Source organism: Paraburkholderia unamae (assembly GCF_003096875.1).
Lineage (GTDB): Bacteria > Pseudomonadota > Gammaproteobacteria > Burkholderiales > Burkholderiaceae > Paraburkholderia > Paraburkholderia unamae.
In genome coordinates this window covers 1-22,319 of sequence record NZ_QEOB01000015.1, presented here as the reverse complement: position 1 = coordinate 22,319, position 22,319 = coordinate 1, and the positions used below count along the sequence as shown (strand labels likewise).

Here is a 22,319-nt window from a genome sequence, read left to right as displayed (position 1 = left end):
TGGGCGAGCGCACACGGCCCGCGTGCGACGGGCGCGCTTGAAAACACGCCGGGGCCTTGCTGGACAGGGCAGCGCGCGAATACGGGGCACATGGCCAAGGTGCATGGCATACCCTTTGCTTATTAGGGCTCGCGCTTCACGAAAGTCTTCTGGCTTTCGCTCAATCGACAAGTTCTTAACGGAAAACGTGCTGGACGGAGGAGATATGGCCGAAACGGCTGCCGCAATTTCTAACCTTGGCTATGTCGTGCTGGGGGTGAAGGATCTCGGTGCATGGGCGGATTTCGCTCACAACCTGATGGGGTTTCAGATCGCGTCTCGCGATGACGGCAATGCGCTGGCGCTGCGCATGGACGAGTACATGCAGCGCATCGTGCTCGAAAAGAATGAGGCCGACGACATTCAGGAAGCCGGTTGGGAGTTCGAGACCGAAGACGAACTCAACCGCTACGCAGCGCAACTGCGCGAGCGCGGTATCACGGTGACACAAGGCGACCGCGATTATCGCGCGCGCCGCCGGGTCGAAAAGCTCTACTACTGCGAAGACCCGAACGGCTATCGCCACGCGTTCTATTTCGGCCCCGAAATTGCGCAGATGACGAATCCGTTCCGCTCGAACGTCATGCGCGGCGCAGGCTTCGAAACCGGGTCGCTCGGCATCGGCCACATTCTCACGACGGCGAACAACTACGGCGAATCCGTCGACTTCTACCGCTCGGCAATGGGGCTGCGCGTGAGCGACTACATTCGCGAGGAACGCGCCCCCGGCATCGTCGTGGACGCGACGTTCATGCACACGAAAACGGGCCGCCACCATTCACTCGCCACCGCGGCCATTCCCGGCCCCAAGCGCCTCAATCACCTCATGGTGCAGGTCAAGGAGATGGACGACGTCGGTCTCGCCTATGACCGGTGCACCGCGGCCGGCGTGCCGATGTTCCTGCATCTCGGCCATCACCCGAACGACCAGATGTTCTCGTTCTACGTGCAAACGCCCTCGGGCTTCGCGCTCGAATACGGCTACGGCGGCATCGTGATCGACGACGCGACGTGGAAGGTCGTCAACTATTCGAAGATGAGCGACTGGGGCCACAAGCGCACGCCGCCCGTACCCGCCTGAGCGTAGCGGCGCGAAACGCCGCCACGCCGTATCCCCGCCAGGACGATGTGAACCGGCTCGCGTTGCCGGCGGGGAGGAGTTTTGCCCTTTTTCCTGGGGTGCAAGTGAGTATCTGGAATGATGGATTCGGCGATCGAAGCCGGGCACGAACATAACGAGGCGCTGATGATCTGGACTACGAATAACATGATTCACGGTATCGCAGCGGCGCATTGGCCGCAGTACAAACAGCCTGACGCGTTCCACACCGTCATGCATGCGTTTCTTTCGACGGGGAAAACCTGATGGCAGCCATTTTCACAAGCAACGCGGGCGAGGCCGCTTCGGCCCGATGCCCGATCAACGGCGTAGACCCTTCGCTCTTTCGCGCGGGCATGCGGCGTCTCGCGGGCGCGTGCTCGATCATCGCTTCGCGCAGCGGCGACCTGCGCGCGGGATTGACCGCGACCGCCGTTTGCTCGGTCAGCGCGGAGCCCGCGCGGCTGCTCGTTTGCGTGAATCGCTCGGTGCGCGCCCACCAGGTAATCAGCGAATCGGGACTCCTGAGCGTCAACGTCTTGAGCGAGCATCAGGAAGACATCGCGCGGCGATTCGCGGGCATGGTCATCAACGTGGTGGGCGAAGACCGTTTTCTCGGCGCGGGCAACTGGCGTGAGGGCAGGCTCGGCATCCCGCTACTCGAACAAAGCATCGTGTCGTTCGGGTGTCAGGTCATCGAAGAAATTCCCGGCGGGTCGCACACGGTTTTTCTTTGCGATGTGATCGAAGTGAGTTGTGAGAGAGAGGAGACGCCGCCGCTCGTGTATTTCGGCGGGAAATTCGCCCGCCTGGAGCAGGCGGACTCGGAAAATTCAAACGGAGGAGCAGCATGAGCACGGTATTGAAACAGTCGGTCGAACGCGTCATTCCCACCGAAGCGGAACTCGTCGAGCGGGCGAGGGCGATGATCCCGATGCTGCGCGAGCGCGCGGCGGAAGTCGAAAAGAACCGCTCGGTTCCGGCCGACATCATCGCGCAGTTCAAGGAGGCGGGATTCTTCCGCATTCTCCAGCCGCGCCGTTGGGGCGGCTACGAGATGAACCCCGCCGTGTTCTTCAAGGTCCTCATGGAACTGGGCCGCGGCTGTTGTAGCAGTGCCTGGAACATGATGATCCTCGGCATTCACACGTGGGAATTCGGCCATCTCGACCCGCGCGCCTGCGAAGACGTCTGGGGCCAGGACGACTCGGTGATCATCGCGTCCTCGTATGCGCCGTTCGGCACGTACAAGCGTGTGGAAGGCGGCTACATCATCAACGGCCGCTGGCCGACTTCGAGCGGCACCGACCACGGCCAGTGGGCGTTTCTCGGCCAGATGCTGCTCGACGAAGAAGGCAAGCCCGTGGATCGTCTCTCGATTCTCGTGCCGCGCACCGACTACACCATTCTCGACGACTGGCATGTGTTCGGTCTCGCCGGAACGGGCAGCAAGAGCGTCGTGGTCAAGGACGCCTTCGTGCCCGACTACCGCACGCACAGCCTGGCCGACTACACCATGAGCGATCGCGGCAACATGTATCTCTATCCGTTCTCGCAGATCTTTTACGCGGCGGTATCGTCGGCGATCAACGGCATGGCGCAGGGCGCGGTCGACCTCTTCATCGAACAGATGCAAACGCGCCGCGACACGACGGGCGGCGCAAAAACGTCGCTCAGCCCGTATGTGAAGGATCGTCTCGGCAATGCGGTGGCGCGCGTGCGTTCTTCACGCGCCCGCATCCTGCACATGATGCATGAAACGACCCAGTACGCCGAGCGCCGCGAACTGGTGCCGCTCGACGACCGTGTACCCGCCATGCTCGACATCGCGCGCGTGGGCCGCGAAAGCGAAGAGGCCGTGATGTTGCTGTTCAAGGCGCTTTCCGCGCGCGGCATCTACCTGGACAACCCGTTGCAGCGCATTCTGCGCGACGTGATCGCGGCGGCCAATCACATCACCCAGAACGCGGACGACACGGCGGGCACGCTTGGCGGGTACCTGCTCGGCCAACCGCTGCCGCCGCTCTTTTACTCACGCGACCCGCTGCCTGGGCAGGCCGCCGCGTAATCCGGGCACAACCCGGCAAAGGCGCGAATCCACGGCGCGGTCTGCGGCACGCTTGCAGCCGCGCCGGTTTGAATCACCCATGCGGAACACGGGAACCACGGAATGGACCCTTCATTGATTGCGGACCTCGGCGACGAACTCTGGCGCGCGCTCGACAACCAGACCACCGTCGAGCCGCTGACCTCGCGCCACGAGACGCTGAGCGTCGAAGACGCTTACCGGATCCAGCAGCGACTGATCGAACGCCAGGTGAGCGCGGGTGCGCGCATCGTCGGCAAGAAGATCGGTGTGACGAGCGACGCCGTCATGCAATTGCTCAACGTGCATCAGCCGGATTTCGGCTACCTGCTCGACACGATGTTGCGCGAAGAAGGCGCGCCGATCGATACCACGAAGCTCATTCAACCGAAGGCCGAAGGCGAGATTGCGTTCGTGCTCAAGCATGACCTGATGGGGCCGGGCATTTCGGTGGCCGACGTGCTGCGCGCCACGGAAGGCGTACTCGTGTGCTTCGAGATCGTGGATTCACGCATCCGCGACTGGAAGATCCGCATTCAGGACACGGTGGCCGACAACGCCTCCTGTGGCCTGTTCGTGCTGGGCAGCCAGTTTGTCGATCCCCGCTCGCTCGATCTGCGCACCTGCGGCATGGTGCTGGAGAAGAACGGCGCGGTGGTCGCAACGGGGGCGGGCGCCGCGGCGCTCAATTCCCCGGCCAATGCCGTTGCCTGGCTGGCCAATACGCTTGGCAGGCTCGGCGTGCCGCTCAAGGCCGGTGAAGTCATTCTTTCGGGATCGCTTGGAACGATGGTGCCGGTGAAGGCGGGCGACAACCTTCATGTGTCGATTGGCGGCATCGGCAATTGCTCGGCCCGTTTTGTTTGACTTTGTCGATGGGAGTAAGCCTCCTGAAACGGCTTTCGGTATTTGCGAATGAAGCGTTCGGATTTGCTGTCTTTTTTCGGCAATAGCGCACGCGATACCATTCGCAATACTAATCATATGGCTATCGGCATCACGCGATAGCCGAAAACACAGTGACATTGGATAGTGATCCGATCAAGGAGGAGTGCAATGGCTGCATTGACCGAAGCAGGAACGAGCAAATTCGCGCGGATCAAGGAAGGTGACCTCGACGCGCAGGTCCATTACAACGACGCGGGTACGGGCGAAACCGTCGTGATGATGCACGGCTCCGGTCCCGGCGCTTCCGGGTGGAGCAACTTTCATCGCAACATCGACACGTTCGTGGAAGCCGGCTATCGCGTGATCCTGCTGGACTCGCCGGGCTGGAACAAGAGCGATCCCATTGTGGTCACGCGCGGCGCGCGATCTGAAATCAACGCGCGCGCGCTCAAGGGCCTGCTCGACGTGCTCGACATCGACCGCGTGCACATTCTCGGCAACTCGATGGGCGGCGTCAACGCGCTGTCGTTTGCGCTGAACTATCCCGAGCGCCTGGCCAGGATGGTCATCATGGGCGGCGGCGGCGTAGGTCCGAGCCTCTTCCAGCCGATGCCGCTCGAAGGGATCAAGCTGCTGTTCGGTGCGTACAAGAACCCGACGATGGAAAGCCTGCGCCGCATGCTGGACGTGTTCGTCTTCGATCCTTCGACGATTACCGAAGAGTTGATTCAAGGCCGTTTCGCAAACATGATGGCGCGCCGCGATCACCTCGAAAACTTCGTCAAGAGCCTCGAAGTGAATCCGAACCAGTTTCCGGACCTGAGCGGCCGGCTCCCGGAAATCAGCGCGCCGACCCTCGTGACCTGGGGCCGCGACGACCGCTTCGTGCCGCTCGACAACGGCCTGCGCATGATCTGGGGCCTGCGTGACGCGCAATTCCACGTGTTCAACCGCTGCGGCCACTGGGCGCAGTGGGAGCACGCGCAAGCGTTCAACCGTCTCGTCATCGATTTTCTGAAGCACTAAGGCGTCGCAAGGGCGGCGCAGTCACGTTGTCTTGCGCCGCCCCCGCGCGCCGGCATCACCGAAAGACCACAACCGGAATCGCTTCTGGTTGCGAGACACGCATCACAAATACGAAAAAATAGTTTGGAGACACGGTGAAAGCGAAAATCATGACATGCGCGGCGGCCACGTTGCTGGCCGGCACGGCCCACGCCCAGACAAGCGTCACGCTGTTCGGCGCCATCGACGCGGGCCTGACCTGGGTATCGAATGCGGGTGGCCACTCGAATACCTTCATGCAGGGCGGCATTTCGAACAACACGGGGTTCGGCATTTCCGCCATCGAAGACCTGGGAGGCGGCACCCGGGCCATCGCAAAGCTGCTCAACACCTTCGACATCGGCACGGGTTCGCTCTATAGCACCGGCCAGATGTTCCGGTACTCATACGTGGGGCTCGACAACGATTCCCTGGGACGCCTGACGATGGGCCTGCAAACCGACTTCATGTTCAATTACATGACAGTCGATCGCTGGGGGCCGATGCTCGCCTCGCTCGAACCCACGTTCACCCAGGGCGGCCCGTTTCCGCAGCTTGGCGCGCCCGCGTTCGGCTCGATGGACTTTCTGCGCACAGCCGACCTCTATTCCACACCCAACGCCGTGACCTATGAAAGCCCGCGCATGGGCGGCTTCAAGTTCGGCGCGATGTACGGCTTCGGCGGCGTGGCCGGCGCATTCAGCCAGAACAGCACGCAGAGCTTTGGCCTGAGCTACAACACCGGCCCGGTCGCGGTGGATGCCGCATACACGTACACGAAGTTCCCCACCATCAATGAAGGCAACAGCGGTCTGCGCGACTGGGGCGTGGGCGGGCGCATACCGGTTGGCAATGGCTTTGTTGCCGCCATGGTGGCGCAGGCCACCAACACCTATAACAACGCGCGCGTGATGGTGTACGACTTCGCCGCCACGTATCCGCTCACGCCGGCTGCAATCGTCGGCTTCGCGTATCAGTTCAACGACGGCAATCACGTTGTCAATGACGTGAAGATGCACCAGGTTGGACTGAACCTCGCGTACTACCTGTCCAAGCGCACGAGCGTCTATGCGTTTGCCGTGTACCAGCATGCTTCGGACGGCGCACCCGCGCTCATTCCGGGCGCCGGCGCATTCTCGACTTCGGGCAACCAGACCATGGTGCGCGTCGGGATGATGCACACCTGGTAAGACCCGCGCGCGGCTCGCGAACGCCGCGCGCCAATGCCCGGACACTACAGAACATTGGAGACATCCATCATGGAAACGACGGCTGCCGCCTCAAGCGGGCGCGCTGACTGGAACCTGCGCTACGAGGTCAAGGCGGTATTCCTGCTCGCATTGGGTTACGGACTCGTGGGGCTGGACCGCAACATCATCTATCCGCTCTTTCCCGTGATCGCGAAAGAACTCGGCATGAATTATCAGGATCTTGGCCTGATTTCCGCCGTGCTTTCGCTGTGTTGGGGCCTCGCCTCGATACTCACGGGCCGCCTCACCGACCGCGTTGGCTGCAAGCGCGTGATCGTGCCCGCGGTGATTGCGTTCTCGCTGCTGGTGGGCGGCAGCGGCCTCGCTGCTGGCATGATGAGCATGGTGCTGTTGCGCGCCCTGATGGGCGTCGCGGAAGGCGCTTATGTACCCGCGAGCATCGTGGCGACGGTCGAGGCGTCGAAGCCGAGCCGCATCGGCCTGAACGTGGGGCTTCAGCAGATGTCGGCGCCGCTGGTGGGGCTTGGCCTCGGCCCCTTGCTCGCCGTGGGCATGCTCAAGTTCGTGCCGTCGTGGCACTGGATCTTCGCCATCGTCGCCGTACCCGGCTTCGTGATCGCAGTGCTGCTCGCGAAATCGTTGCGTGCCGATGCGCCCGCCGCGCACGCCCAGGTGCGGGAAAACTCGTCGTGGTTCGAGGTGCTGCGCTACCGCAACGTGGTGTCGGGCACGCTGCTGATGCTCTGCGCGCTTTCGGGCCTCGTGGTGCTGTCGGCGTTCCTGCCCAGTTATCTCACCGACCACCTGCACCTGGGCATGGATTCGATGGGGCTCGTGCTTTCCGCACTCGGCGTGGGGTGCTGCGTTGGCGTTGTCGTGCTGCCCGCGTTGTCGGACCGGTTCGGCTGCAAGCGCGTGATCGTGGCTGCGCTTGCATGCGAGGTGGTCGGCCTCTGGTTTCTCACGCAAACGGGCGCGGACCCAGTCAGGCTCTTCGTTTTGCTCGCTATCGTGACGTTTCTCATCGCGGGGGTCATCGGCATTACGGTCGGGCCGTTCGCGAATGAATCGGTGCCGCCGGAGTTGGGCGCAACCGCAACGGGCATGATCGTCGGGCTGGGTGAAATCATCGGCGGCGCCGTGGCTCCCGCCGTCACGGGCGGCATTGCGCAGCACGTCGGCATAGCGGTGATCGTGCAGATCGCGCTGGGCTCCGCTGTGCTCGGGCTGCTGATCTCGGCGTTCGGCATGCGCGACCCGAAGCGCGATTTCGCGGGACGCCGCGCCGAGGCGGCTTAACCACGGTTTTTCTGACGCGCCTCGCGAGCGGGGCGCTCGAGCGAATCACAAGCGAATCACAAGCGAATCACAAGCGAATCACAAGCGAATCACAAGCGAATCAATTTGCCAACGAACAAGAACGGAGAATACAGGTGAAAACACTCAAGGTCGCCCTGGCGGCAGTGCTCATGACGGTGATGTTCGGAGTACCAGGCGTATTCGCGCAAGGACAGCAAGCCAGCGACGCCGCAAACGCAGTGGCGCAGGGTCAGGCCAATCCCGCTTCGATGACGAAAGCCCAGAAGAAAGCCGCGCGCAAGGCCGCTCGCAAGGAGGCCCGCGCGAAGAAGAATGCGGAGTTGAAGAAACTGGAGAGCGCGGGCTACAAACCGGGTGGATACGATCCGAACTATCCGGAAAGCGCGCAGGGCGCCGAAAGGAAGGCGGCGGGCGCGTCGGCTGGCCAGTGACAGGGCGCTTGTAGTCGCCGTGTCATCAAGCCGGATAAGGCAATGGTGCTCGAATGCTGGATGGCATTCGAGCGCATGAACCCATCAACAGGGAGACTGCGTTGTGAAACTGCTGCGATACGGCCCGGCTGGCGAAGAGTTGCCCGGCATGCTTGATCGTGAAGGCCGCATCCGGGCGCTGCGCCCGATAGTGAGCGACATCGACGAAGACGTGCTGTCGCCCGAGGGCCGCCGCTTCCTTGCTGCCGTCGACGTGGCACAACTGCCGGTCGTGCCCGGCGCTCCGCGGCTCGGGCCGCCTTTGCGCCGTGTGCGCGAAATCATCGCAATTGGGCTCAACTATCGCGATCACGCGCTGGAAGCCGATTTGCCGATTCCCGCCGAGCCACTCGTGTTCAGCAAATCGACTTCGTCGATAAGCGGTCCGAACGACGACATCGTGCTCGCGCCGGAATCGGCCCAGACGGACTGGGAGATCGAACTGGGTATCGTGATCGGCAGCGTGGCGTCGCAACTCGGACAGGACGACGCAATGGCAAGCGTGGCCGGTTATTGCGTCGTGAATGACGTTTCGGAGCGTCACTGGCAATTGCAGCGTAACGGGCAGTGGGGAAAAGGCAAGAGCTTTGACACCTACACGCCCATCGGCCCGTGGATCGTGACGCCGGACGAACTCACGAATCCGCAGGGCCTGGCGTTGACTCTGTCCGTCAATGGCCAGGCAAGGCAACGGGGTCACACGCAGGACATGATTTTCAGCGTGGCGCAGATCGTGAGCTACTGTAGCCAGTTCATGACGCTGCGGCCCGGCGATCTGATCATCACCGGCACGCCCGCCGGCGTGGGGCTGGGTATGAAGCCGCCTGTGTACCTCGCTGCCGGTGATGTCATCGATATGGCGATAACCGGCCTGGGTGAACAGCGCCATGTGGTGAGGTAAGCGCGGAAAGTTAAGATCTAATTGGCTTCCGTGCCATCCCATCCGCCTCCCAGCGCCTTGTTCAGCGCAATGAAATCCGTAGCAATGAGCACGCGGCTCTGAATCAGCGTGTCTTGCGCCGCATACAACGAACGCTCGGCCGTCAGCACTTCGAGAAAACCCGTCGATCCCGAGCGATAGAGCGATTGCGCCATCGCCGCCGCGTCGCCATAGGCATCGGCGGAACGCTTCAGGTTCTGCACGCGCTCGGTTTCGCGCGAGAGCGATACGCTGGCGTTTTCCACGTCTTGCAGTGCAGTCAACACCGCCGAACGATACGCGATGAAAGACTGGTCGCGTTGCGCATCGGCAATCTCCACCGCGGCCTTCAGGCGACCTGCGTCGAAAAGGGGAATCGTGACCGCGGGTCCGATCGACCAGCCGATAGACGAATGCCGCGCAAGGTCGCCGAACTGCGTGCCCGACGTGCTGAGCGTGCCGGTGAGCGTGACGCGCGGATAACGCGCGGCCTCTGCCTGACCCACGCGCGCCGTGCTCTGTGCGTAGCGCCGTTCCGCAGCACGAACATCGGGGCGGGCGAGCAGCACGTCGGCGGGCACACCGAGCATGACCGGCAGCGGCGGAGCAGGCACGTCCTGCACGTGCTCCATACTCGCGAGCAGCGCGCCCGGCGCCCGGCCCAGAAGCACGGCCAGGCTGTGCACGCTTTGCGCATAAGCGGCCTCCAGCGCGGGGATGGTGGCGAGCGTCGACTGCGCTTCGCCCGATGCGTTCGCCGCGTCGAGGCCCGAGTTCGAGCCGGCCACGAAGCGTATGCGCGTGAGGCGCGCGGTTTCCTGCTGTGAGTCGGCCGTCGCGCGCGCCAGCGCAAGGCGCGCCTGATAGCCGCGCGCTTCGACATAGTGCGTGGCCACGTCGCCCACCAGCGTAAGCAGTGTTGAACGCAGATCCCACTGCGCAGCGTCGAGTCCGCCTTGCGCGGCTTCCAGCGAGCGCCGGTTTCCGCCGAAGATATCGATCTCCCAACTGGCGTCGAAGCCCGCCTGGAAGAGGTTGGCGGGGCTGCCCACGCCGAGTACGGACGTGCTGCCGCCCGCGCTGGAAGACGTTGTGGTGACGGCGTGCGAGCCCGCACCCGAGCGCGTGAACGCAGCCGTGCCGTTGAGCGACGGATAAAGCGCGCCGCCGGCCTGACGCACCACTGCGCGCGCCTCGCGCACGCGAGCGGCGGCGGTCGCCACGTCGAGGTTGCCGCTGACAGCCTCTTCGATCAGCGTGTCGAGGAGCGGATCGCTCAGGTGTACCCACCACTGGCGCAGGTCGGGACGCTCGGCGGCCTGCGCGCCGTTCGTCCCGGGCGCCGATTTTCCGCCGCTCCATTGAGCGGGCACGTCCGCGTGCGGCGCACGGTAGTCGGGCCCCACGGCACAGCCTGAGAGCAGCAGGGCCGTGAGCAGGGACGCAACGCCGGCCTTGCGATTCGAGAGCGATGTGCGATTGAGCTGCCGTTTCATGTTGGTGCGTTGAAGTGCGTTCATGTGCGTTCGCGCTTGCCCCGGCCGAAGGTTTGCCGTACCGCCACGTAGAGGAGCGGCGCGAAGAAAATGCCGAGCACGGTGGCCGCGACCATGCCGCCCATCACGCCGATACCGATGGCGTTCTGTGCCCCCGAGCCCGCGCCGGTCGCGACCGCGAGCGGCGCGACGCCGAGAATGAAGGCGAACGAGGTCATGAGAATCGGCCGCAGGCGCTGGCGCGCGGCGTCGAGCGTCGCTTCGAGCAGCGTCGCGCCACGTGCCTCGCGCTCCAGCGCGAACTCGACGATGAGGATCGCGTTTTTCGCCGCGAGACCGATCGTCGTCAGCAAGCCCACCTTGAAGTAGACGTCGTTGGTCTGAGCGCACAGCATCGCGGCCAGCAGCGCGCCCGCCATGCCCAGCGGCACGGTGAGCATGACGGCGAGCGGAACGGACCAGCTTTCATAGAGTGCGGCGAGGCACAGAAACACCACGAGCACCGAGATCGCGTAGAGCGCTGCCGCCTGGTCGCCCGCGAGACGTTCCTCGTAGGAGAGGCCGGTCCATTCATGCCGGAAGCCCGGCGGCAGTCGGGCCACCAGCTTGTCGATCTCGCTCATCGCCGCCCCGGAGCTGACACCCGGCGCGGCCTCGCCCTGGATTTCGAGTGCCGGGACACCGTTATAGCGTTCGAGCCGTGTGGGGCCGAAGGTCCAGCGGCCATGCGCGAACGAGGCGAACGGCACCATTTCGGCGCTAGCGTTGCGCACATGCCAGCCGTCGAGATCGCTTGGCTGCATGCGGAAGTCGGCGTCGGACTGCACATAGACGCGCTTCACGCGGCCACGGTCCACGAAGTCGTTCACGTAATTGCTGCCCCAGGCCACCGACAGCGTGTTGTTGATGTCGGCGAGATTCAGGCCTAGTGCGCTCGCCTTGGCCTGGTCGATGTCCACGGCGAACTGCGGCGTCGGCTCTTGCCCCGTGGGGCGCGTATTGGCGAGCCGGGCGCTGCGCGCCGCCGAGCCGAGCAACGCGTCGCGGACCTGCGTGAGCTGTTCACGTCCTGTGCCATTGGTGTCCTCCAGGTAGAAGTCGAAGCCGTTGGAGGTGCCCATGCCGTCGATTGCCGGCGGCAGGAGCGCGTAGACCTGCGCGTCGCCGATGGCGGCGAACGCGGCGCTCGCGCGCTGCGCGACTTCCTGCGCGGAGAGATTGGCGGACTTGCGCGCTTCGAAGTCCTTCAGGCGCACGAACACCATGCCTGCGTTCTGGCCCGAGCCGCCGAAGCCGTAGCCCTCGATGGCCATGACGCCTTCCACGGCATCCTTCTCTTTGGTCAGGTAGTAGTCCGTAACGGTTTTGAGCACGTCGCGCGTGCGCGCATTCATGGCGCCGGCGGGCAACTGCACGGCGGTCAGCAAAATGCCCTGATCCTCGACGGGCAGAAACGAACTGGGCAGACGCATGAACATCCAGCCCATCGCCACCACGATCGCCAGAAAGATCGCGAGAAAGCGCTTGCCGCGCGTGAGGATGCCTTCCACGCCCGCGCGATAGGCGAGTGAGCCGCGATCGAAGGCACGGTTGAACCACGCGGCGAAGCCACGCTGCGCGCCGTGCGCGGCGGGCTTGCGCAGGATCGTCGCGCACAGCGCGGGCGTGAGGATCAACGCCACCGCCACGGAGAGCAGCATCGCCGTGACGATCGTGACCGAAAACTGCCGGTAGATCGTGCCCGTGGAGCCCGATGAAAATGCCATCGGCACGAAAACGGCCGAAAGCACGGTGGCAATGCCGATCAGCGCGCCGGTAATCTCTCGCATCGACTTGAGCGTAGCTTCGCGCGGGGAGAGTCCCTCCTCTGCCATCACGCGCTCGACGTTCTCCACCACCACAATGGCGTCGTCCACCAGCAGGCCGATCGCGAGCACCATCGCAAACATCGTCAGCGTGTTGATCGAATAGCCGAACACGGCGAGCACGCCGAACGTGCCGAGCAGCACGACGGGAATCGCCAGCGTGGGAATCAGTGTGGCGCGCATGTTCTGCAAGAACACCAGCATCACGATGAACACGAGCACGATGGCTTCGACCAGCGTTTTCACGACCTCATGAATGGAGAGCGTGACGAACGGCGTGGTGTCGTACGGATAGACCACCTCCACGCCCGCGGGCAGTGTGCCCTTGAGCGAAGCGATGAGTCCCTTGATGCGCTTCGCGGTGTCTATCGCGTTGGCGCCGGTCGCGAGATTCACGCCCAGCGAGGAAGCGGGCATGCCGTTGTAGGTGGACGCGTAGGTGTAGTTCTCCGCGCCGATTTCCACGCGCGCCACGTCCTTCAACCGCACGATGGCACCGTCCGAGCCGCTCTTGACGATGACGTCGGCGAATTGCGCCGCCGTTTGCAGGCGGCTTTGCGCGGTCACGGTCGCATTGAGTTGCTGGCCGGCGCGCGCGGGCTGCGCGCCCAACTGGCCCGCCGACACTTGCGCGTTCTGCGCGCGCAGCGCGGCTTCCACATCGCCGGGCATGAGCGCGTACTTGGCGAGCCGGTTGGGATCGAGCCAAACGCGCATCGCGTAGCTCGAACCGAAAAGCTGCGTGTTGCCGACGCCCGGCACGCGGCGAATCTGGTCCTGCAACGTGCTGCCCACGTAATCGTCGAGATCGACGGAGCTGAGCTTGCCGTCCGTGGAGACGAAGCCCACCACCATCAAAAAGCTCGCCGACGACTTCGTCACCGTGAGCCCGGTGCTCTGCACGACCGAGGGAAGCTGCGCGGTGACGAGCTGGAGCTTGTTCTGCACCTGCATCTGGGCGACGTCGGGATTGGCGGCGTTGCTGAAGGTGAGGCGGATCTCGACCTCGCCCGAGGCGTCCGAACTGGCCGCCATGTAGAGCAGATTGTCGAGGCCCGTGAGCCCTTGCTCGATCACGCGCGTGACCGAGTTCTCGATGGTCTGCGCATCGGCGCCGGCGTAGTTCGCCGAGATCGAGATCGTGGTGGGCGCGATCTCGGGATACTGCGCGACCGGCAGGCGCTTGAGCGCGAGCAGCCCGGCGAGCATCACGACGATGGCGAGCACCCACGCGAAGACGGGGCGTCTGATGAAAAATGCCGACATGTCGTTCCTCAGGTGCGGTTGCCGGGCGCGGCGGCCTGGGCCGAATTCGCGGACGGCGCGGCGGCGCGCTCAGGCAACTTGCGCACGGTGCCCGTCGCGGCGTCTATCGTGACCTCGGTGCTTGCGACGGCGTCGCCCGCGCGCGCCTGCTGGCTGCCCTCCACGACGAGCGCGTCGCCGTCACGCACGCCGTGGGTGACGAGCCAGTCGTTGCCGTGCTCGCGCGCGTGGCCGAGCACGACTTCCTCGAGCTTGCCGCCGCGCACGAACAGTGCGGTCGCCTCGCCACGCGCGTTGCGGCTCACGGCGCGCTGCGGCAGCAGATAGGCGCCGGGCGTCGTGCCTTCCGCGACGATCGCGCGCACGTACATGCCGGGCAACAGCAGGCGGCGCGGATTGGGCACGCTCGCGCGCAGCGTATAGGTGCCCGTTGCCGTGGCGACGCTCGATTCGCCGAATTCGAGCCTGCCTTCGAGCGGATAGAGCGAGCCGTTCTCGAGCTTGAGCTTCAGTGGCACCGCGCCGCCCGCAGTGATCACGCGGCCCGCGTCGATGGCCTCGTGCAGGTCGAGCAGGCTCGCGCTCGACTGCGTGATATCGACATTCACACGGTCGATTTGATGGATCGTCGTGAGCGCCACGCTCTGGCTCGCGCTCACGAGCGCGCCGGGCGTGAGCGTCGAGCGGTCGATACGCCCCGAGATGGGCGCGCGTATCGTGGTGCGCTCGAGATCGATACGCGCGGCTTCCAGTGCGGCCCTGGCGGCGGATACGTTGGCGCGCGCCTGCGCGAGCGTGTCCATGGATTCTTCGTAGTCCTGCCGGCTGATCGCATTTTGCTTGATGAGATCCTTGTTGCGATCGGCCCTGGCCTGCGCGGCGGGGACGGCGGCCAGCGCGCGTTGCAGCGCGGCTTCGGCGCTGTCACGCGCGGCTTTGTAGCTTGCCGGATCGATCTGGTAAAGCGGCTGGCCGGCCTTCACTTGCGCGCCTTCCACGAAAAGACGCTGCTGGATGATGCCGCCGACCTGCGGGCGCACTTCGGCTTCTAGAAACGCGACAACGCGGCCCGGCAGCTCCGTGCTGACCTGCACGGTCTGCGGGTGGAGCGTGACCACACTGACCTGCGGTTTGGGCATGCTCTGCGACGCGGCGGCGTCGTGTTCGCCGCGGCACGCTGCGAGCGCGAGCAGCAGGGCAACCACGGCCGTGGCCGTTCGCGTGGTTGTTCTCATCGAGTGGGTATTCATGGTGTGCGGTGCATGCGTGCGGCGCGATGGCGGAGGCTGGATGCTGGCATGCGGCCGTTCGGGGAGGATGGAGATCGTGTGGAGATTGTGTCGAGCGAGCCGCGCAGGCTGCGCGAATCGCAAGGAAATGCGCGACGGAATGCGCAGCGGGCGCGGCGAATTGTTGAGATATGATGGAGACTCGATGGAGCAAATTGCGGCGCAACGCGCAAGCGGTCACGATGGAGCTCCCGCTTGACGACACGCCCGCCCAGACGCACGCGATGAACCATGAACGCGCTGATCCTGATCGCCGAAGACGAACCTGAAATTGCCGAAATACTCGACGCCTATCTCACCCGGGAAGGCTATCGGACCTACCAGGTCGCTAACGGCCAGTCGGCGCTCGATGTGCAGCCGGTCCTGAAACCCGATCTCGTGCTGCTCGACATCAAGATGCCCGGCAAGGACGGCTGGGAAGTGCTCTCCGAATTACGCCGGCGCGGCGATACCCCCGTGGTGATCGTGACGGCGCTCGATCAGGACATCGACCGCTTGCAAGGTTTGCGCATCGGCGCGGACGACTACGTGGCGAAGCCGTTCAATCCCGTGGAGGTGGTGGCGCGCGTCGGCGCCGTGTTACGGCGCACGGGGGGGTCACGCACGGAGCCGGTGTTGCGCGTGGGACGCCTCGAAATCGACACGCAAAGCTATATGGCGAGCGTGCGTTCGGCTCCCGGCGTCGGCGGCGCGGAAAAGGGCGGCGTGCAGCTTGCGCTGACCCTCACCGAATTCCGCATGCTCGCGCACATGGCGAAGTCGCCCAATCGCGTTTTCACGCGCGGCGAACTCGTTGACGCGTGCCTTCCGGGCGGCGACGCGCTCGAGCGCACCGTCGACAGTCACGTGAGCAATCTGCGCAAGAAGCTCGACAAGGCGGGCGCATCCGAAGTGATCGCGGTCGTGCGCGGCGTGGGCTACCGCCTGGGTGACGCCGAATGAACGGGTCCGTGGAGCATCGCGGGCGGCTCGTCCGCCAGATCGTCCTGTCGATGGGGCTCGTGTCCTGCATCACTATGCTCATTGCGTTTGTCGGGTCGATCGTCATCTACGGGCTGCTCTTTCTGTTCTCTCCGCCGCCGTATCCGCCCACTGGCAAAGAGCTTTTCATTCCCGACCCGCGCGACTATCTGATCTTCGCGATTCTCCTGCTGTTCGGGCTCGTGGTCGCGGTGATCATGGCGTCGCGGCTCGCGCGGCGCATTCTCGCGCCGCTCAATTCGCTCGCGGAAAGCGCCCGCAGCATCGCGGCGGGCGACCTCGCGGCGCGTGCGCTGCCGGGCGACCGCTCACTCGGCGAGACAGCGCTGCTGGTGGACGACTTCAACGCCATGGCCGTTCGCCTGCAACGCATGACGGCCGACATGAGCGCCTGGAATGCGGCGATCGCGCATGAACTGCGCACGCCGCTCACGATCCTGCGTGGCCGGTTGCAGGGCATGAAGGACGGCGTATTCAAGTCGGACGAAGCGCAGATTCGCGGGCTGCTGTTTCAGGTGGAAGGCCTCACGCGTCTCGTGGACGACCTGCATATCGTTACGCTTCAGGACATCGGGCGCCTGGAAATGCGCATGGAGCCCACGCGCATCGACGTGGAAATCCGCCGCGCCGTCGACTCGATCGTCGAGGAACTGTCCGAGGCGGGGATCATGGTCGAACTCATGCTGGCACCGGTCGTGGTGCATTGCGACGGCACGCGAATTCGTCAGGCCTTGCTGGCGCTGCTCGACAACGCTCGACGATACGCCGTGCCGGGCACACTCGTGGTTCGTGCCGACGGTGACGCCGACAACGTGCGGCTGTCTGTGGAAGACGAAGGGCCGGGGGTTACGCCTGGATTCGAGGCGCAGATGTTCGAGCCGTTCGCGCGCGCGGACGCGTCCCGCTCGCGCAAGTTCGGCGGCTCCGGCCTCGGGCTTTCGGTTGTGCGGGCGATTGCACTGGCGCACGGCGGGACAGCAGGCTACCGGGAAAACAGTCAAGGTGGATCCACCTTCGAATTGGTGATCCCGGCATCGGCTTTTCAAGCGGCCGCGATCCCGAACTGACCGCCAAGTGCTTTTCAGGGGCGTGCGAAGTGAACGCGGTGTGGCGGGAGCGAACCCAGACCCGCCAGTGCTCAGGTTAGCCAGCCGCGCGCGCCGCGGTCCAATCCACCGCCGCGTCAAACAGCCGGATTCCCGCCTCCGAGAGATTGGGAAACGAATCGTTGTCCATGAAGAACATGGTGCGACGTGCGGGCGCAAGAGCCTCGTAGTCCATCGTCGCGCCTTTTTCGTAGGTGAAAATCGCGGCCTTCTCCGGCTGGCCGTAGATCGTGGCGATGATCGACGCGCCGAGTCCGGGCTTGCCCCAACTCATGGGCGCCTGCTTGCGAAATACGTTGGACACGCCCGCCGGCAATCCCCCCGACGCGGCATGCGGCGCGTTCGTGAGCCACAGATAGCGCTCCTTGTCCACTTCGCCGAAGTCGGTATCGTGCCGCTTGCCGCTCATGGCGAGGTCGTCGAGCAGGTCGTTCTCCCACGTGAGCAGCGGCACCGGCGCGTTGCGCCAGCCGGCGGGCACGTCCTTCGCGGAGACGGTCGATGAAATGACAACGAGCCGCGCATCGCGCGCGAGCGCGGGGTCGACATCCTGATTGACGAGCCGCACGGTGTAGCCGCGCGCTTGCAGATGCGCCGCAATTTTCTGGTCGACGGCGAGATTCGGTCCATTGAGCTGGACCACCATCAGGACGGTGCCCGATGTGTCAGGTCCCTGTGCACTCGCGCCGCGTGCGGCGAAGGACGCGGCAATGGCGCCGAGCGCGAATAGCGCATTGCGGCGCGAAAGGGTGCGGGGAGCCGAAGAGGAGGGACGCTGTTTCATGAGAGTGCGTGTGCGCATCAGAATTCGAAAGTGGAGAGCAGTGAGACCTGGCGCGCGTCGCCTACCGCGACGAAGTAGCGGTTCGCGCTCGACGGGTAATAGGTCTTGTTGAAGAGGTTCTTGACGTTCAACTGGAACGAGACGCGGCGCTCGCCCCATTTCGTTTCGTAGGTCGCGAACGCGTCGGCGACGGTGTAGGCAGGCAGCGTGAAACTGTTGGCCGAGTCGCCCGGACGCGAGCCCACGTAATGCGCACCCGCGCCCACGCGCAACTGGTCACCGCCGAACACGGTGCCGAAGTCGTACACGGCCGCGAGCGACGCCGTATTCTGCGCGACGTTCCAGAGCCGGTTGCCCGCATATTCCGGGTCCTCGGTCGTTTTGGCGTCGATATACGCGTAGCTCGCAATGACACTCACGTGCTGGCCGATCTGGCCGGAAACGTCAAGCTCCACGCCGCGCGATCGAGCCTTGCCCGAGGTCCGCCAGTCGGTTTCCTTGGTCGTGTCGTTGTACTGAGAAACGAGCACATTTGACTTGTCGATGTTGAAAAGCGCGAGCGTGCCCGTGAGACCCGCCGGCATCGCGATCTTCGCACCGAGTTCCCACGACGTGGCTTCTTCCGGTCGAACCGAAGAGTCGATCACGACGCCCGTGCTGAGCGGCGCGATTGACGAGGTGGGCTTGAGCGACTGGGTGTAGCTGCCGTAGAGCGAGACGCGATCGTTCCATTTGTAAATCACACCCGCACGCGGCAGCCATTTATTGCCGCTCAGGTCGGTGTTCGCCACAAAAGGCCGGCCTTTTCCAGCAATCTGGTTGTATGAAATGAAGCGCGCACCGCCCACGAGAATCCATTTGTCGGTCAGATGCAGGCTGTCCTGGAGAAACACGGACGTGTCGTGCAGCGTGTCGGTCTGATCGCTGTCGCTCGCCGACACCGTACTCGACGGACTTTCTCGCCCATACACCGGATTGAAATAATTGAACGTATATTGCGTGGCCTGGCGCAGGAGATCGGCGCGATAGATGCGACGGTATTCATCGTCCACGCCGATCTGGAGATCGTTGCGCAGGCCCGCGATATCGAAGTGGCCATCGACATAGGCAATCGCGTAGCTGTCCGTGCTCACCGCGCCGTGCGTCGCGTCGTTGCTGCGCGAGAGCACGCCCGTCGTGCTGTTCACGCCTTGCACGCGCAACTGGTTCGCATCGTAGGTCTCGCGGTTATAGCTATAGCCGAAATGCGCCTTCCAGTTCGCGTTGATCTGATGATCGACGAGCAACTGCACGAGATGCGACTCGCCAGTCATGTTGTTAAACGGCTCATCGAGACGTTCGCGCGCGGGAATCGCCAGGGGCTCGTTCGTCTTGGGATCGAGTGCCGTGCCGCGATCAAACGGATAGAGAAATTTACGGTACTGATACGAGAGCACCACCTGCGTGTCGCTCCCATACCATGCGACGGAAGGCGCGACCAGGGTCTCGCGATGTTCGCCATAATTGCGCCAATACTGCTCGTTCACCTGATCGAGCACGAGCCGGTAAGCGAGCCCCGTGTCGCCGATCGGGCCCGTGGTGTCGAGCGCTACGCCGCCGCCGTTGCGGCCGTGGCCATAGGTGGAGCCGAGCACCGAAATCGCGTGATAGGGCGTAAGCATGGGCTGCTTGCTGACCACGTTGACCACGCCGCCGGGGTCCATGATGCCGTAGAGCAGCGACGTGGGGCCCTTGAGCACTTCCACGCTATCGACGGCATCGTTGAGCGCGCGACCCTGCACGAGCGGCATGCCGTTTTCCATGATGGAGCCGTCGCGATTGCCGCCGAAGCCGCGCTTGAGCAGCGTGTCCTGCGTGCCCGCGAGCGTATTGCCTTGCACGATGCCGCTCACGTTCGCGAGCGCGTCGTCGAGATTGCGGGGCCGCTGATCGCGCAGCACCTGGGCGGGCACCACGTTGACGGCCTGCGGCGTGTCGAGCACGGGCGTGTCGGAGCGCGTGACGTTCGCTTCGGCGGGGGCGCGATAGCTGCCCGCCTTGATCGACGATGCGCCGACTTTCACGGCGGGCAATACGGCGCGATTATCGGGTTCGACGTTGGCCGGGTCTTCGATCAGCGTGAAACTGCCGTTCGCCTGCGCATTCGCCGCGAGTCCCGTGTTGCGCAGAATGTGCGCGAGGCCGTCCGCTACGCCATATTCGCCGTGCAATCCCGCGCTCGTGCGCCTCGCTGCGAGTTCGCCCGGAAATGAAATCATGACGCCGGCCCGCTGGCCGAACTGGTTCAACGCGGATTCGAGCGGCCCGGCGGCGATGTCGTATTGCTGGCGCGCCGATGCCAATTCCCGCGTCGCGCGCGCATCCGGGCCGGCGAAGGCGGGCGTCGTCGCACTGATGGCGAAGAGGGCGAGCGCCGCGATGCTGATCCAGTGGCGTTGGCGCAAAGAGGGAGCGGCAGGGTGCGACGCGCGCGACGCCACGCCGTGGGCAGATGAATGCATGTTCGAAAAGGCAGGAAAAAGTCGGATGAAGTGCTGCTCTCATCTGGCTTGTCCCGCGAGAATCGAAAACAGCTCACTTTTTTCTGAATTTTTTTATCGAGCCGTAAAGGGGCTACCGGGCGGGGCTACCAGGCGGCGGTTAAACGCAGGTCTCAACGCTCACGCCATCACGTGCGAGCGGGCCCGACAGTGACCCAGAATCGCGTGAGATAGTCCACACGTAGTGGCAGGGCGCGCGTGAGCGTTTCGAGCACGAGATCGGTATCGGCGAGCAGATAGGTGCCGGAAACTCGCAGCGAGGCCACGCGCGGATCGCACCGCAGCAGACCTTCGCGATAGCGCGAGAGTTCGTCGAGCAGATCGGCGAGACGCATATTGTTTGCAACCAGCATGCCTTTGGTCCACGCGGAGGCGTCGTTCGAGACTGGCGCTTTTTCGAGTACCGCGTTCTCCGTGAATTGCGCGCGTTCGCCGGCGCGCAGCGTCTGCGTGGCGGAGGGCGCGGCGCCCGGCACGACGCACACGGCGCCTTCGAACACGGCGATGCGCGTGTCGTCTTGCGCCTGACGCACCGAAAAACGCGTGCCGATGGGGGTCGCCGTGCCTTGCGCGGTTTGCACCACGAAGGGCCGCGGCGCGAGGCCGTCGCGATGCCCCGTGGCGACCATGATCGCGCCGCGGCGAAGCACGATGCGGCGTTCATCCTGCGTGAAGCGCACGTCGACAGCGGTAGCGGTATCGAGTGTCAGCGTGGTGTCGTCGGCGAGCGTGACCGTTCGGACTTCGCCCGTTGCCGTGTGCAGATCCGAGGCCCAGCCCGGCCATGCCGAGCGATGGCGCGTGCTCCATGTCGCGCCGCCTGCGAAAAGCAGCAGCGCAAACGCCTTGATGCCGGCGCGGCGACTGCGTGACACGCCGCGTCCCGACCGCGTGAGGGCCGAGCGTGCGGCGTTCGCGGAGGCGCTATCGCCAATCGACTGAAAGCGGCCCGAGACGTCCTGGATATGCTGCCAGGCGCGCTCGTGATCGGCGTGCGCGGCGCGCCACGCCTCGAAGGCTGCGCGCTGCGTGGGCGTCACGCTGCCGCTACTCAGATCGAGCCACCATTCCACGGCGCGATGGGCGACTTCGGGTGCCACGTTGGGCGGAACGAAATTCACGGCGCCGCCCGCTCAGAGCGCGAAAAAGCACTGCGCCGCGGCTTTCACCAGATAGCGTTTCGTGGTGGCCAGTGAAATATCGAGCGTCGCCGCAATTTCGGCATGCGTGGCGCCATCGAGTTGCGCGAGCAGAAACGCGCGTTTGACGATGACGGGCAGACCGTCGAGCCGCTTGTCGATTTCGCAGAGCGTTTCGAGCAGCACCGTCTGTTCTTCCGGCGACGGCGCGAGCGCTTCGGGCACCTGAGCCAGCGCTTCGAGATACGCGCGCTCGACCTCTTCGCGACGCCAGTGGTTGTAGAGCACGCGCTGCGCGACCGTCGTGAGGAACGCTCGCGGCTCGCGCGCCTCGATCGGTTCTTCGCGATCGAGCAACCGCGCAAACGTATCGTGTGCAAGATCACTCGCGTAATGCGCACAACCGAGCTTGCGACGCAACCAGCCGTGCAGCCACCCGTGGTGCGCCCGATAAAGCGCTTCGACTTCGAGGTGGATGGCGGACGGGAGGGCTGTCATACGCGACATACGCGAGTCTGGTTCGGACAAGAATGGCTTTCTCACAGCAAGCTTCGCAGGGTACACGTCATTGAGATAGAAGTAAATGAGAAGCGTTATCACGAAAGATGGACGGCGTGGGGCTTGATGGTTGGCTCTTGATTCAGTCGTTATTTGACATAATTAACATTATCGAACTTATGGCTGTTATGGCTTTTTTGAAATGTCCGGTTCTGGCTCATTAGAAATGTCCGATTTCTGCCCTAGTTGACGCGCACGCTCGCGTGAGGCGTCGACCAG

General features: G+C 64.2%; 19 protein-coding genes. 12 read left to right on the top strand and 7 right to left on the bottom strand.

Annotated features, from left to right (window positions below; translation table 11 throughout):
* Positions 1–205: 205 nt before the first annotated feature.
* The 10 genes from C7402_RS28320 to C7402_RS28280 all read left to right on the top strand — a co-directional run bounded on the left by C7402_RS28320 (position 206) and on the right by C7402_RS28280 (position 9,058).
* A complete protein-coding gene (locus tag C7402_RS28320; RefSeq protein ID WP_116612960.1) occupies positions 206–1,120 on the top strand; it encodes a VOC family protein in 915 nt (304 codons plus the stop codon).
* Positions 1,121–1,240: 120 nt separating this feature from the next.
* Positions 1,241–1,405, top strand: coding sequence for a hypothetical protein (locus tag C7402_RS47110; RefSeq protein WP_208949013.1), 165 nt, complete (start codon positions 1,241–1,243; stop codon positions 1,403–1,405).
* Positions 1,405–1,992, top strand: a complete 588-nt coding sequence (locus C7402_RS28315) for a flavin reductase family protein (RefSeq protein ID WP_116612959.1) — start codon at positions 1,405–1,407, stop codon at positions 1,990–1,992. The genes C7402_RS47110 and C7402_RS28315 overlap by 1 nt, the downstream gene beginning before the upstream one ends.
* Positions 1,989–3,206, top strand: a complete 1,218-nt coding sequence (locus C7402_RS28310) for an acyl-CoA dehydrogenase family protein (protein ID WP_112176593.1) — start codon at positions 1,989–1,991, stop codon at positions 3,204–3,206. The genes C7402_RS28315 and C7402_RS28310 overlap by 4 nt, the downstream gene beginning before the upstream one ends.
* Positions 3,207–3,308: 102 nt before the next feature.
* On the top strand, positions 3,309–4,091 hold the full coding sequence (gene dmpE, locus C7402_RS28305; RefSeq protein WP_112176595.1) for a 2-oxopent-4-enoate hydratase: 783 nt from the start codon (positions 3,309–3,311) through the stop codon (positions 4,089–4,091).
* Positions 4,092–4,280: 189 nt separating this feature from the next.
* On the top strand, positions 4,281–5,138 hold the full coding sequence (locus tag C7402_RS28300; RefSeq protein ID WP_112176597.1) for an alpha/beta fold hydrolase: 858 nt from the start codon (positions 4,281–4,283) through the stop codon (positions 5,136–5,138).
* 134 nt (positions 5,139–5,272) lie between these two features.
* Positions 5,273–6,346: a porin gene (locus tag C7402_RS28295; RefSeq protein WP_112176599.1), complete on the top strand. Its 1,074-nt coding sequence runs from the start codon at positions 5,273–5,275 to the stop codon at positions 6,344–6,346.
* 69 nt (positions 6,347–6,415) lie between these two features.
* On the top strand, positions 6,416–7,666 hold the full coding sequence (locus tag C7402_RS28290) for an MFS transporter (protein WP_112176600.1): 1,251 nt from the start codon (positions 6,416–6,418) through the stop codon (positions 7,664–7,666).
* Positions 7,667–7,800: 134 nt separating this feature from the next.
* The gene (locus C7402_RS28285; protein ID WP_224041659.1) at positions 7,801–8,118 is read left to right on the top strand and encodes a hypothetical protein; all 318 of its coding nucleotides are present in this window, start codon (positions 7,801–7,803) and stop codon (positions 8,116–8,118) included.
* Positions 8,119–8,221: 103 nt separating this feature from the next.
* Entirely contained in the window at positions 8,222–9,058 is an 837-nt protein-coding gene (locus C7402_RS28280) for a fumarylacetoacetate hydrolase family protein (RefSeq protein WP_116612958.1), read from the top strand.
* 17 nt (positions 9,059–9,075) lie between these two features.
* Here the strand turns inward: C7402_RS28280 and C7402_RS28275 are convergent, their stop codons facing one another.
* From C7402_RS28275 to C7402_RS28265, 3 genes are read right to left on the bottom strand one after another with little or no spacing between them, the layout of a single operon-like run.
* The gene (locus tag C7402_RS28275; protein ID WP_244314961.1) at positions 9,076–10,596 is read right to left on the bottom strand and encodes an efflux transporter outer membrane subunit; all 1,521 of its coding nucleotides are present in this window, start codon (positions 10,594–10,596) and stop codon (positions 9,076–9,078) included.
* Complete coding sequence (locus tag C7402_RS28270; RefSeq protein WP_116612957.1) at positions 10,593–13,703, bottom strand: efflux RND transporter permease subunit; 3,111 nt, start codon at positions 13,701–13,703, stop codon at positions 10,593–10,595. Before C7402_RS28270 ends, C7402_RS28275 begins: the two co-directional genes overlap by 4 nt.
* Before the next feature lie 8 nt (positions 13,704–13,711).
* Entirely contained in the window at positions 13,712–14,938 is a 1,227-nt protein-coding gene (locus C7402_RS28265) for an efflux RND transporter periplasmic adaptor subunit (RefSeq protein WP_244314960.1), read from the bottom strand.
* Between the two features lie 285 nt (positions 14,939–15,223).
* On the opposite strand from C7402_RS28265, the gene C7402_RS28260 reads away from it, so the two are divergent.
* Complete coding sequence (locus C7402_RS28260) at positions 15,224–15,934, top strand: response regulator (protein ID WP_116612955.1); 711 nt, start codon at positions 15,224–15,226, stop codon at positions 15,932–15,934.
* Positions 15,931–17,040, top strand: a complete 1,110-nt coding sequence (locus tag C7402_RS28255) for an ATP-binding protein (protein WP_116612954.1) — start codon at positions 15,931–15,933, stop codon at positions 17,038–17,040. Before C7402_RS28260 ends, C7402_RS28255 begins: the two co-directional genes overlap by 4 nt.
* A 76-nt stretch (positions 17,041–17,116) precedes the next feature.
* Here C7402_RS28255 and C7402_RS28250 read toward each other — a convergent pair whose 3' ends face one another.
* The 4 genes from C7402_RS28250 to C7402_RS28235 form a co-directional block, all read right to left on the bottom strand.
* Positions 17,117–17,863, bottom strand: a complete 747-nt coding sequence (locus tag C7402_RS28250) for a hypothetical protein (protein WP_116612953.1) — start codon at positions 17,861–17,863, stop codon at positions 17,117–17,119.
* Between the two features lie 17 nt (positions 17,864–17,880).
* Positions 17,881–20,364: a TonB-dependent siderophore receptor gene (locus C7402_RS28245; protein WP_116612952.1), complete on the bottom strand. Its 2,484-nt coding sequence runs from the start codon at positions 20,362–20,364 to the stop codon at positions 17,881–17,883.
* A 167-nt stretch (positions 20,365–20,531) separates the two neighbouring features.
* Positions 20,532–21,524 (bottom strand): FecR domain-containing protein, encoded by a 993-nt coding sequence (locus C7402_RS28240; RefSeq protein WP_224041646.1) that lies wholly within the window; start codon positions 21,522–21,524, stop codon positions 20,532–20,534.
* A gap of 12 nt (positions 21,525–21,536) precedes the next feature.
* Positions 21,537–22,040 (bottom strand): sigma-70 family RNA polymerase sigma factor, encoded by a 504-nt coding sequence (locus C7402_RS28235; protein ID WP_112176614.1) that lies wholly within the window; start codon positions 22,038–22,040, stop codon positions 21,537–21,539.
* Positions 22,041–22,319: the final 279 nt, after the last annotated feature.

Coding starts and splice junctions, on each gene's coding strand:
- C7402_RS47110 (WP_208949013.1), top strand. CDS start 1,241: ATGGATTCGGCGATCGAAGCCGGGCACGAACATAACGAGGCGCTGATG.
- C7402_RS28250 (WP_116612953.1), bottom strand. CDS start 17,863: ATGAAACAGCGTCCCTCCTCTTCGGCTCCCCGCACCCTTTCGCGCCGC.
- C7402_RS28290 (WP_112176600.1), top strand. CDS start 6,416: ATGGAAACGACGGCTGCCGCCTCAAGCGGGCGCGCTGACTGGAACCTG.
- dmpE (WP_112176595.1), top strand. CDS start 3,309: ATGGACCCTTCATTGATTGCGGACCTCGGCGACGAACTCTGGCGCGCG.
- C7402_RS28260 (WP_116612955.1), top strand. CDS start 15,224: ATGAACGCGCTGATCCTGATCGCCGAAGACGAACCTGAAATTGCCGAA.
- C7402_RS28310 (WP_112176593.1), top strand. CDS start 1,989: ATGAGCACGGTATTGAAACAGTCGGTCGAACGCGTCATTCCCACCGAA.
- C7402_RS28320 (WP_116612960.1), top strand. CDS start 206: ATGGCCGAAACGGCTGCCGCAATTTCTAACCTTGGCTATGTCGTGCTG.
- C7402_RS28255 (WP_116612954.1), top strand. CDS start 15,931: ATGAACGGGTCCGTGGAGCATCGCGGGCGGCTCGTCCGCCAGATCGTC.
- C7402_RS28275 (WP_244314961.1), bottom strand. CDS start 10,596: ATGAACGCACTTCAACGCACCAACATGAAACGGCAGCTCAATCGCACA.
- C7402_RS28235 (WP_112176614.1), bottom strand. CDS start 22,040: ATGACAGCCCTCCCGTCCGCCATCCACCTCGAAGTCGAAGCGCTTTAT.
- C7402_RS28265 (WP_244314960.1), bottom strand. CDS start 14,938: ATGAGAACAACCACGCGAACGGCCACGGCCGTGGTTGCCCTGCTGCTC.
- C7402_RS28245 (WP_116612952.1), bottom strand. CDS start 20,364: ATGCATTCATCTGCCCACGGCGTGGCGTCGCGCGCGTCGCACCCTGCC.
- C7402_RS28315 (WP_116612959.1), top strand. CDS start 1,405: ATGGCAGCCATTTTCACAAGCAACGCGGGCGAGGCCGCTTCGGCCCGA.
- C7402_RS28270 (WP_116612957.1), bottom strand. CDS start 13,703: ATGTCGGCATTTTTCATCAGACGCCCCGTCTTCGCGTGGGTGCTCGCC.
- C7402_RS28300 (WP_112176597.1), top strand. CDS start 4,281: ATGGCTGCATTGACCGAAGCAGGAACGAGCAAATTCGCGCGGATCAAG.